This window comes from Blautia sp. MCC270, from assembly GCF_018785605.1.
Taxonomy (GTDB): domain Bacteria; phylum Bacillota; class Clostridia; order Lachnospirales; family Lachnospiraceae; genus Blautia_A; species Blautia_A fusiformis.
Genome location: NZ_WQQD01000038.1, coordinates 21988 through 33771, shown reverse-complemented (window position 1 = coordinate 33771; position 11784 = coordinate 21988). Strand labels below are relative to the sequence as shown.

Genomic DNA, 11784 nt, shown 5'->3' with positions numbered 1-11784 from the left:
ATAAAATTATTTATTTCTCCAATGTGTAGATCTTGGAATAATCATAATAAATAGTTTTTAACAGACATTCATCAAAGCCTCCGAAATCTTTACTTACCGCATAGAAACCATTGGAATAAGCGATCGGATAGATATACATGTTATCATTGATCGTATTCTGGATCTCCTTATAAATCTCGCCACGTTTTGTCTCATCTGCAGTGCTGTTGCCCTCTTCCCACAATGCATCCAGATCTGTATCCTTGATCCTGGAATAGTTGGAACGGCTGACGGAAGAACTCATGTCTGCATAAAGGCTCGGCTCTTCTCCCAGAGTGTAGAAGCTCAGTACCAGATCATAATCTGTGCACTCCGTATCCTTTGTCTTATTCTTGAAGGTAGACTCATCTGTAGGAAGAAGATTGATGGTGATTCCTACATTGGCAAGGGCAGACTGTACATACAGAGCTTCACTCTCCATTGTCTTATCTGTGGAGATATACATCAGGTTCAGAGAAAGACTTGTCTTTCCTGCTTCGGAAAGGAGCTCCTGTGCTTTAGCCGGATCATTGTCGTAGGTATTGTCCGGTTTTGTATAGTAGAGTGTATCCGGTGTAAAAATAGAATCTGCAGGCTCTGCATAATCCTCGGAATGGAAAGCAAACTGACAGAACTCCTCTTTATTCAGTGCGTATGCGATCGCCTGACGTACCTTTACATCCTGAAGATCTTCGTTCAGCTCATTCATGAACATGGCGTTGACACGTCCGGAATTATAGGTATTGATGTTTACGTTATCGTAAGCACTGACGATATCGTAATCATCTGCGCTGATCAGACGTGCATCCAGATCTCCGCTTGCAAGTGCCGCATTGGCGGAGCTGGAATCCTTTACGATCTTGAAGGTGATGGAATCCAGATTTACATCATCAAAATAGTCATCGAATTTTGTTACTTTATAATACTCTCCGGATTTGTATTCCTCGAACTTAAAAGGACCACTTCCCACCGGTTCATTGTTGAGATCACTTTCTCCGATATTCTCCACGCCGTCATAAATATGCTTCGGAATACAGTAAACCTGGCTCAGTCCGCCAAGAAATCCTGCGGAAGATGATCCAAGGGAAATCTTGACTGTAAGGTCATCAACCTTCTCTGCCTCTACTGCCTTGTCATTAACGTATCCGTAAGAAGAATACGGAACATTCTGCTTCTCATCTACCAGCACCTGCATGGTGAATACCACATCATCGGCTGTGATCGGCTGACCGTCATGCCATTTCAGTCCGTCTTTGAGCTTCAGTGTGAATTCGCTAGCATCATCATTGGCTGTTACACTTTCGCAAAGTCCGTTTTCATAATACATCTCTCCGTTCACGATCTCAAAAAACGGGCTGTACAGTGCCTGCATCATATCGAAGCTTGTCTGATCCACAACATAAAGCGGATTGATGTTCTGCGGATCTGCTGTTTCTGCAATGGTAATATTTCCGCCTTCCGCCTTGGTTCCTTCTGTTTCTGCTGCAAAAACAGTCATTCCTGACATAACAGTTGTTCCTGCCACTGCAGCTGCCAGAAGCGCTGCCAGTACTTTTTTTCTCATTTCCTGTTCCTCCTGTGTTTCAGTGAGTATACCTCTTTTCCCACCAGTTTAATATGATATAGGCAAGATAATACTATACCATATTACCTTTGTCAAGCTGTCCCTGGCTCTTCAGAGATTTTTTTACTGCATTTCGTTAAAGCTTGTATTTATTCTACATACAGATCACACAGGCGTCAAGATAAATTTTCTGTATCTTGCCTCTGCTATATATATATTTCCTTAATTCGTCATATTTTTGATCCAGTGTCCGTAATTGCACTTCAAAAATGCAGGCACGCATTTAAAGATCTGATCTGCATTTAGGCAGCATACCACCACTGCCGGAGATGCCTTGCCCACAAATGCCATAAACATGGACAGAGGGATCACGATCCCCCAGATACTGATCAGGTCCACCTTCATGGAATAAGCGATGCTTCCGCTTCCCCGGATGATACCACCATTTGTTGGCATCTGATAGGACATTCCTACCATTACTACACTTAAGTCATTACCGAAAGCCCGAAGGCAACCCCTGCAATTTCCACACAGCGCAGTGTAGCAAGCAGGATCTGCGTCACTGCAAAGAAAAAGTAAGTAAACCGGATGATCGCCAGATAGGAAAGACCGGCTTCGATAATCGTCTGGTCTGTTGTAAAAAGCCCCAGCAGCTGTGTTGGAAAAAGGCTGGCCAGGATAAACAGCATAAGGGCAATAAAAAAGCCTGTGCGCATGGCCCAGGCACCGATCTTCCTTACCGGCTCTGTCTCTTTCTTTCCCCAGTACTGACTTCCGAATATGACAAGTCCGTCTCCCAGCGCCATAAGCAGCTGCTGAAAGACGAACTGTACCTGGTTTACGGTGGTCACACCGGATAATGCAGTTTCGCTGAAGGCTCCAAGCATAATGTTATCAGCAAGATTGACACTTAAGGTCACTACATTCTGCAGCACCAGCATGGAGCATAATTTCAGAAAATTACGATAAAAATTCTTCATCAGTCTTTTACGATGGCAATGATATCATCTGCGTTGATCACCAGATATTTCTCACCCTCATATTTGATCTCGGTTCCTGTGTATTTTCCGTAGATCACACGGTCGCCCGGCTTTACCTGTACCGGTACTTCTTTACCGTCTACGACCTTACCGCCACCTACTGCGATAACCTCTGCCTGCTGGGTTTTCTCCTTGGAGCTGTCCGGAAGTACGATGCCGGATGCGGTTTTGTCTTCTGTCTCAAAATATTTTACGATAACTCTGTCTGCAACTGGTTTTAATGCCATATTCATTTCCTTCTTTCTGTGATTATTAGCACTCTTGAGCTTCGAGTGCTACTCTTTTTTTATCATACTACATATCCGAAAATTGTCAAGATATTTGCAGATATGTAGTATGATATTATTTATGATAGGGCTCTCCGCTGATGATACGATAGCTGCGGTAGATCTGTTCCAGAAGGATCACACGCATCAGCTGATGAGGAAATGTCATCTTCGAAAAGCTTAAAGCATAGTCTGATCTCTTCAGTACTTCTTTTCCAAGACCAATAGAGCCGCCGATCACAAACTGGATATGGCTGGTCCCACGTATTCCCAGCTCGTTGATCTTCCGTGCGAAGTTCTCAGAGGTCAGCTGTTCGCCTCCGATCTCCAGAGTGATCACAAACGCATCATCCCGGATATATTTAAGAAGACGCTCCCCTTCCTTGTTCCGAATGGCATCTTCTACTGTTTCGCTGGCATTATCCGGTGTTTTTTCGTCGGACACTTCTATGATCTCCAGCTTGCAGTAACGCCCAAGGCGCTTGGAATACTCCGCAATGGCATCCCGCAGATATTTTTCCTTGATCTTCCCTACTGTCAGGATACTTATTTTCATCCGCCGTTCTCCTCCAGATAATTCTCAAATTCTTCTGCTGACATCAAAACCTTCCTTGGCTTGGTTCCTTCCTCCGGACCTACCACTCCTGCGTCACAAAGCTGATCCATGATCCTTGCCGCACGGTTAAATCCGATCTTGAACATACGCTGAAGCATACCGATGGAGGCCTTTTCCTTCTCAATGATAAATTTACCGGCTTCTGTAAAATAGACATCTCTGTCACCGCCGCCGGCTCCTCCCGGGACACCGGCTGTATTGACCTGCTTCTCAATGGAGGTATCATAAACAGCACCCTGATTTTTGTCAGAAACATATTCTACGACTGCACTGACCTCCTCATCTGAAACAAAAGCGCCCTGCAGTCTGGCCGGCTTCTGATACCCCTGAGGATAAAACAGCATATCGCCCTTGCCAAGAAGCTTCTCAGCACCGTTCATATCCAGGATCGTCCTGGAATCCACACCGGAGGATACGGAAAATGCGATCCTGGACGGCATATTGGCCTTGATCAGACCTGTGATGACATTGACCGATGGCCTCTGGGTAGCAATGATCAGATGGATACCTGCTGCACGTGCCAACTGGGCCAGACGGCAGATCGCATCCTCAACTTCTCCCGGTGCAACCATCATAAGATCCGCAAGCTCGTCCACGATGATCACGATCTGCGGCATCTTCTCAGGTGCCTTTTCTCCCTCCGGGACCCGCATATTGGCAACCTTTTTGTTATATTCTCCAAGATTACGTACCCCATATTCCGCAAAGGCATTGTAACGGCTGGTCATCTCGGAAACAGCCCAGTTCAGCGCACCGGCCGCTTTCTTCGGATCTGTGACCACCGGAATGAACAGGTGCGGGATCCCGTTATATACACTGAGCTCCACCACCTTCGGATCGATCATGATCAGACGCACCTCATCCGGTGTAGCCTTATAAAGGATGCTGATGATTAGCGTATTGATGCAGACGGATTTTCCGGAGCCGGTTGCTCCGGCGATAAGAAGATGCGGCATCTTGGCAATATCTGCCACTACCGGTTTTCCGGCAATATCCTTACCTGCTGCAAAGGACAGCTTGGATTTTGCATTTTTAAACTCCTCTGACTGAAGAAGATCCCGCAGCATGACCGGGCTGTTCTCCTTGTTCGGAACCTCGATCCCCACGGCTGCCTTTCCCGGTATCGGTGCTTCGATGCGGATATCCGGTGTAGCAAGATTCAGCTTGATATCATCGGAAAGACCAACGATCTTGCTGACCTTCACACCCATTTCCGGCTGCAGCTCATAGCGGGTAACGGTAGGTCCGCAACTCACATTGGTAATGGTTACATTAACACCGAAATTATGCAGGGTTTCCTGAAGCTTCTGTGCCGTTTTACGCAGATGTGCATCGGAATCTCCCTGAGATCTGCCATCTCCGCGCTTCAGAAGCTTCAGCGGCGGATACTGATATGGTTTCTTCTCCGGAGCTTCCCCCTGGCTGATCTCATGCTGGATATTTCTGATTCCATGCTCGATCTCTGTCTGAGATGACTTCGGGTTTCTGGAGGGCTGATGGGATGCCTTCTGTTCAGCTTCCGGCTGAGGATCCTCCTTTATCTCAGCGGGAACGGCTACATTTCCTGTTTCCCGGGAAGCTTTTGCTGCTGCAGCTGTCTTTGCCGGCAGGATCTGCTGCATCTCGGGAATATCTACATCCTCGTAGCCGGCATAAGCATCCTCCTCTTCGGCTTCCTGCATTTCTCTTTCGAAATCCGGCTCCTCCGACTCTTCCCGGGCCGGCTGCGGCTGTGAACGATGGATCTGGAATTCCAGCGGCTGAGCATGCTCCTCCGGCTTCTCATCAGGCCCTGGATCCTCTTCTGTCAGATCTGTATCTGCCGGAAGTACAGCCTTTTGTTCATCGAGGAAAGAAGGAAGATTAAATTCTCCCTCCCGGTTCGCCTTCACCGCAGCCTGTCTTTCTTTCTGCGATCTTCTTGTTTTTTTCTTTTGTTTTTTTGAGATATTTTCCGGATCTTTCTCTGTAAGGGCAAGTTCTTCTTCCTCCAGCTCTTCTTCCAGCCGGCGGATCTTCTCCGCTCTTTTTTCCGCACGGATCTTTCTGCGAAGCTCCTTCTGCTTTTCTCTGTCCGGCTGTCCCTCAAGATAAGCTTCTCTGCCCTCTCTTGCTGCATCTGTAAAAAAGTCCAGGATCTTATTCATAAATCCGAAGAAGGATCTCTGTGTTATGATGATGAGAGACACAAGAAGCACCAGAACGATGATCACAGTTCCGCCCACAACGCCAAAAGCGGATGCTGTGGAAATACATACTGCACCACCGAATACTCCACCGCCGGTACGGTATTCCGAACTCAGTGAATAATAATCCGAAAACGTGGTACTTGGCGTATAGCCCTCTGTGATCAGCTGAAGAAAGCCGCAGAGGAACACAAAAAATACCACGCCCGCCAGTACCTTTTTGTAGGCAAGGCGGTTGGTATTGTTCACGATCAGGAACGTAACTCCGGCAAAAAGCAGGATCGGGAAAATATATGCACAAAGTCCCATGATGCCAAAGCATACGGCACTGATGGCATTTCCTACGATCCCTCCCATACCAAATGCACTGATCATCAAGATCAGGCAGGCCGCAAACATCACAAGGATCAGGATCTCTGTCTGAAAGCGGTTACCGACAGGCTGCTGCTTCGCCGCAGGTTTTCTTTTTCTTTTTTTTGTCGTTTTTGAAGCTGCCATTGTCAGACTCCTCCCAGTTGATATCAAATATAATTCGCTGCCAGAATAAGGATTCCGGCTGCAAAAGAATAAAATGCAAAATAACGCAGTCTGACCTGATTCGAAAGCTTAAGCATAAAACGGATCACCAGATAGCCTGTGATCCCGGCCACGATCATTCCAAGAACATAAGTAAATCCCTGGCCAACAGTCATATGAACAGAAGTGAACTCTCCCATCTCCACAAAAAAAGCTCCCACCACGGCCGGAATGCTCATCAGCAGCGAATATTTCACTGCAAACTTCCGTCCGAGGCCGCAGAAAAGTCCTGCGCTCATGGTAAGTCCAAGCCTGGAAAGTCCCGGAAACACAGAAAGACCCTGGCAGATACCCATCCACATAGCATCTCCGAAGCTGGTTTCTTTTGTTCCCTTGCTGCCATTGACATTACTGTAGTCCACAACAAGGAGGATCACACCTGTAAGAAGGATTCCGATCCCGGAAAACATGTGTGAGGATGCGCTTCGCACAACAAGTCGTTTGCACTGATATCCGATCAGGACTGTAGGAATGGTGGATACCATGATCAGGGCAGTAAGCTTCCGGTAAGTTCCGCTTATGATCTTTGCGTAGGTAAGCTCTTTCCCAGTCCTACGGTTATAGAGAAAAATATTGGCATTTCCGATCAGATCCAGTATCATTCCGATCAGCTCGATCCCGATCTTCTTGATGTCCTTCAGAAAAACAAGGATCAGAGCTATCATAGTTCCCAGATGGAGCATCACTTCAAAAAGCACACCGGAGCCTCTGGTACCGCCCAAAAGATCCTGCACTCCACAGAGATGTCCGAAGCTGCTCACCGGCAGAAATTCGGTGATTCCCTGAATGATTCCCCATATAATCGCATGTATCACTGACATAATGATATTTCCTTTTCTTAAATTTTTTCCAACACATTATAGCATAACTGAGTAAAACTTACAATCTTCACTTGGCGAAAGTTTCAAACAAATGTTCTTTTTTGATCTGCAAGAAAAAAAATCCTCCGGCTGCATCAGAAAACACAGTCGGAGGATCTGTTTATAAACAGACTTTCTGCTTATTTATTTTTCAGATATTCGTCGATACCTTTTGCACCAGCTTTACCTGCACCCATGGCAAGGATTACGGTAGCTGCACCTGTAACGGCATCACCACCGGCATATACGCCGTCCTTGGATGTCTTACCGGTTTCTTCCTCGGCAACGATACATCTTCTCTTGTTGATGTCAAGGCCCTTAGTTGTGGAAGAGATCAGCGGGTTCGGTGAAGTACCAAGAGACATGATGACAGTATCTACATCCATATCATACTCGGAACCAGGAATCTCTACCGGACGTCTTCTTCCGGATGCATCCGGCTCACCAAGCTCCATCTTGACAACCTTCATACCGTTTACGTGGCCGTTCTCATCAACGAGGATCTCCTTCGGATTTGTAAGAAGATCAAAGATGATGCCCTCTTCCTTAGCGTGATGAACTTCCTCTGCTCGTGCAGGAAGCTCTGCCTCACTTCTTCTGTATACGATATGTACCTCAGCACCAAGTCTCAGCGCTGTTCTTGCAGCATCCATGGCAACGTTACCACCGCCGACAACTGCAACCTTTTTGCCTGCTGCGATCGGTGTATCATAGGAATCATCGAATGCTTTCATGAGGTTGCTTCTTGTCAGGTACTCGTTTGCAGAGAATACACCGCTTGCATTCTCACCCGGGATACCCATGAACATCGGAAGTCCTGCACCGGAACCGATGAATACAGCCTCAAATCCCTCATCCTCGATCAGCTGATCGATGGTAGTGGATTTACCGATGACAACGTTTGTCTCGAATTTAACGCCAAGCTCTTTGACCTTCTCAATCTCTTTCTTAACAACCTTCTGCTTCGGAAGACGGAACTCCGGAATACCGTAAACAAGAACACCGCCAAGCTCATGAAGAGCCTCGAATACAGTTACATCGTATCCTGCCTTTGCAAGGTCACCTGCACAGGTAAGTCCGGATGGACCGGAACCGATCACTGCAACCTTATGTCCGTTCTTAACCTCTGCTCCTGCAGGTTTGATATCATGCTCCAGAGCATAGTCTGCAACGAATCTCTCCAGCTTACCGATAGAAACAGCCTCGCCCTTCTTACCGCGGATACACTGTCCCTCACACTGGGATTCCTGCGGACATACACGACCACAGATAGCCGGAAGTGCGGAAGATAAACCGATCACCTTGTAAGCCTCTTCCATGTTGCCTTCTTTGATGTGCTCGATAAATCCCGGAATATTGATGGATACCGGACATCCCTCTACACATTTCGGTTTTTTACAGCCAAGGCATCTCTGTGCCTCTTCCATTGCTTCTTCCTGATTATATCCAAGACATACTTCCTCGAAGTTTGTCGCACGTACCTTCGGATCCTGCTCTCTTACAGGAACTTTTTTTAACATTTTTGCATCTGCCATTAGTTGTCACCTCCGCAATGTCCGCATCCACCGTGGTGGGTATCGCCTTCCTGAAGCTTCAGTAATGCACGGCCCTCCTGGGTCTTATACATCTGGCTTCTCTTCATAGCCTGATCGAAATCAACGAGATGTCCGTCGAACTCCGGTCCGTCTACGCAGGCAAATTTGATCTCATCACCGACCTGGAGACGACAAGCGCCGCACATACCGGTTCCGTCAACCATGATCGGGTTCATGCTGACAATTGTGTGGATACCAAGCTTCTTGGTAAGAAGACAGACAAATTTCATCATGATCATCGGTCCGATCGCTACACAGACGTCATAATGCTTGCCCTCGTTTGTTACAAGATCCTCAAGAGTCTTTGTTACCATACCGGAACGGCCATAGGAACCGTCATCTGTTGTAACATAAAGATTGGAAACAGCGCCAAGCTCTTTCTCAAGGATAACCATATCCTTAGTCTTGGAACCAAGGATAACATCCGCTGTGATGCCGTGCTCATGGAGCCATTTAACCTGCGGATAAACAGGTGCGGTACCGACACCACCGGCTACGAATACCATTTTTTTCTTCTTAAGTTCTTCGATATCCTCATGGACGAACTCAGACGGACATCCCAGAGGTCCTACGAAATCACGGAATGAATCTCCCGCCTTCAGTGCGGACATCTTAATGGTAGATGCTCCGATCTCCTGGAATACGATGGTAACTGTACCGGCCTCGCGATCGTAATCGCAGATGGTAAGCGGGATCCTCTCTCCCTTTTCGTCAAGTTTCACAATGATAAATTGTCCTGGCAGACAGTGGCTTGCCACACGTGGTGCATGCACAACCATAAGATGGATCTTAGCTGCCAGCGTTTCAGCTTTTAAAACCTTATACATGGTCTTCCTCCTCGCGCAAATTATAAACCTTTATTAATAATACGCTAAAAATCAGCATATGACAAGAGTAGATTTACAATTTCTGTCAAAATTCTTTACCACAGCACAGCGCAACCATGTTAGTCTTATACAACTAACATCATCAAAAGCCACATACAAAACTGGTTATTTCTGTGTTTTTTTCCTTTCGATAAGGGTATACAATCGGTCCAGTGCCTCCCGGATCCCTCCTACTTCATCGATGAGTCCTTCCTTTACCGCTTCCTCACCCTCCAGCATAGTCCCCACATCTTTTACAAGCTGGGAGGTATCCAGCATCAGCTCCTCCATCCGTTCTGCCGTGATATGTGAATGTCCGGATACAAAGGCAATGATCCGGTCCTGGATCTTTTCCATATTGCGGTAGGACTGCGCCACGCCGATGAACATTCCGTTCTGGCGTACCGGATGGACCACCATGGTAGCACTTGGCACGATAAAGGAATAATCTGCTGATACCGCCATGGGTACACCTATGGAATGTCCCCCGCCCAGCACCAGGGAAACCGTAGGGATACTCAGAGACGCGATCATCTCCGCAATAGCAAGCCCTGCCTCCACATCTCCTCCTACCGTATTTAAAAGGATCAGAAGTCCCTTGATCTCCTCATCGTCCTCAATGAGAGCCAGCTTTGGCAGTACATGCTCATACTTGGTTGTTTTGCTGTGAGACGGCGCGGATTCATGACCTTCGATTTCCCCGATCACCGTCAGAAGCTCCACTTTATGCTTCCGGGAATTTCCATCGAGCACTGCCTGCCCGGTTTCCCGGATCTGTTCGTTCTGGCTCGCTTCCCGGTCCAGTTCCTTCTGTTTTCCCTCTTCGCTCTGTTTTTCCATAAAAAAATACCTCCGGAATCTGAAATTCTGGAGGTATTATATGCAAAATATTACTTTCTATTCAGAGATCATTCATCCCAGTTTGTCCATACGTCAGTAACGTCGTCGTCATCATCAAGAAGATCCAGTGTTCTGTGAAGATCTTTGATAGCCTGATCATCCGTCAGCTCCACATAGGTCTGCGGGATCATGGCGATCTGTGCTTCTACAAGCGGGATTCCGGCTTTCTCAAGAGCCTCACGTACAGCACTGAAATCGTCCGGTGCTGTGATGATCTCAAAGCTGTCCTCTTCCTCGTTGAAGTCCTCAGCACCTGCATCCAGAGCTGTCATCATCAGCTCGTCCGCATCCATCTCGCCGCACTCATCCTCAAGCTCTTCCTTGTCGATGATGATCTGGCCCTTCTGGTCGAACATAAAGGATACGCATCCCTGTGTTCCGATGCTTCCGTTACCCTTGGTAAACGCGTTACGTACATTACCTGCAGTACGGTTCTTGTTATCTGTAAGAGTCTCTACGATAATAGCAACACCGTTCGGACCATATCCCTCATATACAGCCTTCTCGTAGCTGTCTGCAGAATCCGCACCTGCTGCCTTCTTGATTCCACGATCGATCGTATCGTTCGGCATGTTATTCGCTTTTGCTTTTGCGATGACATCACGAAGCTTGCTGTTGTTTGCAGGATCCGGGCCGCCGGCCTTTACTGCCATAACGATCTCACGGCCGATGACTGTGAAGATCTTACCCTTCTTGGCATCATTTTTCTCTTTCTTATGTTTGATGTTGGCAAATTTTGAATGTCCTGACATGGTATCTTCCTCTCCTTGTTACCGTATATTTTCTTTCGTGCCCTGCTCATTTTGGGTACCGTTTTACATAATTGCAACTCGGTTTAATATAGCACTTATGAAAGATTTCGTCAAGAATCAGAAAACAAACCGGTCAAAATTCCTCATGTTTCCCTAAAAAGTCAATTCCAGACTGATCTCAAGCGCATGATTCACCTTATCAAGCATAGCACTGTCCAGATGACACACCTTATCCTTCAGACGCCGCTTGTCGATGGTGCGGAGCTGTTCCAGAAGAATCACGGAATCCTTTTCAATTCCGTAGGCGGATGCATCGATCTCAATATGTGTCGGCAGCTTTGCCTTATTCATTTTTGATGTAATTGCCGCACAGATCACTGTGGGACTGTGACGGTTACCCACATCGTTCTGAATGATCAGCACCGGACGGATGCCGCCCTGTTCACTGCCCACTACAGGTCTTAAGTCCGCGTAAAAAATATCCCCTCTTTTTATAACCACACAATTCACACTCCGATTCTGGTCCGGCTTATTTGCAAGCCGTA

At 47.0% G+C, this 11784-nt stretch carries 12 protein-coding genes; all 12 read right to left on the bottom strand.

Translation table 11 applies throughout. The annotated features are described in order from the left end of the window. Positions 1-10: 10 nt before the first annotated feature. Positions 11-1582, bottom strand: a complete 1572-nt coding sequence (locus tag GPK58_RS10370) for an ABC transporter substrate-binding protein (protein ID WP_215638618.1) — start codon at positions 1580-1582, stop codon at positions 11-13. Between the two features lie 222 nt (positions 1583-1804). Then, positions 1805-2038, bottom strand: coding sequence for a hypothetical protein (locus tag GPK58_RS13255; RefSeq protein WP_330627248.1), 234 nt, complete (start codon positions 2036-2038; stop codon positions 1805-1807). A 29-nt stretch (positions 2039-2067) separates the two neighbouring features. Further along, positions 2068-2562 carry an MATE family efflux transporter gene (locus tag GPK58_RS10365; protein WP_330627247.1) on the bottom strand — a complete coding sequence of 165 codons (495 nt, stop codon included), beginning with the start codon at positions 2560-2562 and terminating at the stop codon, positions 2068-2070. Beyond that, complete coding sequence (gene groES, locus GPK58_RS10360) at positions 2562-2849, bottom strand: co-chaperone GroES (RefSeq protein WP_044960825.1); 288 nt, start codon at positions 2847-2849, stop codon at positions 2562-2564. The genes GPK58_RS10365 and groES overlap by 1 nt, the downstream gene beginning before the upstream one ends. 115 nt (positions 2850-2964) lie before the next feature. After that, the gene (gene rlmH / locus GPK58_RS10355) at positions 2965-3444 is read right to left on the bottom strand and encodes a 23S rRNA (pseudouridine(1915)-N(3))-methyltransferase RlmH (RefSeq protein WP_021650552.1); all 480 of its coding nucleotides are present in this window, start codon (positions 3442-3444) and stop codon (positions 2965-2967) included. Next, positions 3441-6188: an FtsK/SpoIIIE family DNA translocase gene (locus tag GPK58_RS10350; RefSeq protein WP_215638617.1), complete on the bottom strand. Its 2748-nt coding sequence runs from the start codon at positions 6186-6188 to the stop codon at positions 3441-3443. Before GPK58_RS10350 ends, rlmH begins: the two co-directional genes overlap by 4 nt. Before the next feature lie 23 nt (positions 6189-6211). Beyond that, complete coding sequence (locus GPK58_RS10345; RefSeq protein WP_215638616.1) at positions 6212-7087, bottom strand: undecaprenyl-diphosphate phosphatase; 876 nt, start codon at positions 7085-7087, stop codon at positions 6212-6214. A 179-nt stretch (positions 7088-7266) separates the two neighbouring features. After that, entirely contained in the window at positions 7267-8661 is a 1395-nt protein-coding gene (gltA, locus tag GPK58_RS10340; protein WP_021650554.1) for an NADPH-dependent glutamate synthase, read from the bottom strand. Continuing rightward, positions 8661-9548: a sulfide/dihydroorotate dehydrogenase-like FAD/NAD-binding protein gene (locus GPK58_RS10335; protein WP_015524825.1), complete on the bottom strand. Its 888-nt coding sequence runs from the start codon at positions 9546-9548 to the stop codon at positions 8661-8663. Before GPK58_RS10335 ends, gltA begins: the two co-directional genes overlap by 1 nt. 165 nt (positions 9549-9713) lie before the next feature. Further along, positions 9714-10427 (bottom strand): ClpP family protease, encoded by a 714-nt coding sequence (locus GPK58_RS10330; RefSeq protein ID WP_215638615.1) that lies wholly within the window; start codon positions 10425-10427, stop codon positions 9714-9716. 68 nt (positions 10428-10495) lie between these two features. Further along, positions 10496-11239, bottom strand: coding sequence for a YebC/PmpR family DNA-binding transcriptional regulator (locus tag GPK58_RS10325; protein WP_015524823.1), 744 nt, complete (start codon positions 11237-11239; stop codon positions 10496-10498). 153 nt (positions 11240-11392) lie between these two features. Further along, entirely contained in the window at positions 11393-11740 is a 348-nt protein-coding gene (locus tag GPK58_RS10320) for a type II toxin-antitoxin system PemK/MazF family toxin (protein WP_021650556.1), read from the bottom strand. Positions 11741-11784: the final 44 nt, after the last annotated feature.

Excerpts from the sequence above, each read along its gene's own strand:
- GPK58_RS10370 (WP_215638618.1), bottom strand. The coding sequence starts at position 1,582 with ATGAGAAAAAAAGTACTGGCAGCGCTTCTGGCAGCTGCAGTGGCAGGA.
- GPK58_RS13255 (WP_330627248.1), bottom strand. The coding sequence starts at position 2,038 with ATGCCAACAAATGGTGGTATCATCCGGGGAAGCGGAAGCATCGCTTAT.
- GPK58_RS10365 (WP_330627247.1), bottom strand. The coding sequence starts at position 2,562 with ATGAAGAATTTTTATCGTAATTTTCTGAAATTATGCTCCATGCTGGTG.
- groES (WP_044960825.1), bottom strand. The coding sequence starts at position 2,849 with ATGGCATTAAAACCAGTTGCAGACAGAGTTATCGTAAAATATTTTGAG.
- rlmH (WP_021650552.1), bottom strand. The coding sequence starts at position 3,444 with ATGAAAATAAGTATCCTGACAGTAGGGAAGATCAAGGAAAAATATCTG.
- GPK58_RS10350 (WP_215638617.1), bottom strand. The coding sequence starts at position 6,188 with ATGGCAGCTTCAAAAACGACAAAAAAAAGAAAAAGAAAACCTGCGGCG.
- GPK58_RS10345 (WP_215638616.1), bottom strand. The coding sequence starts at position 7,087 with ATGTCAGTGATACATGCGATTATATGGGGAATCATTCAGGGAATCACC.
- gltA (WP_021650554.1), bottom strand. The coding sequence starts at position 8,661 with ATGGCAGATGCAAAAATGTTAAAAAAAGTTCCTGTAAGAGAGCAGGAT.
- GPK58_RS10335 (WP_015524825.1), bottom strand. The coding sequence starts at position 9,548 with ATGTATAAGGTTTTAAAAGCTGAAACGCTGGCAGCTAAGATCCATCTT.
- GPK58_RS10330 (WP_215638615.1), bottom strand. The coding sequence starts at position 10,427 with ATGGAAAAACAGAGCGAAGAGGGAAAACAGAAGGAACTGGACCGGGAA.
- GPK58_RS10325 (WP_015524823.1), bottom strand. The coding sequence starts at position 11,239 with ATGTCAGGACATTCAAAATTTGCCAACATCAAACATAAGAAAGAGAAA.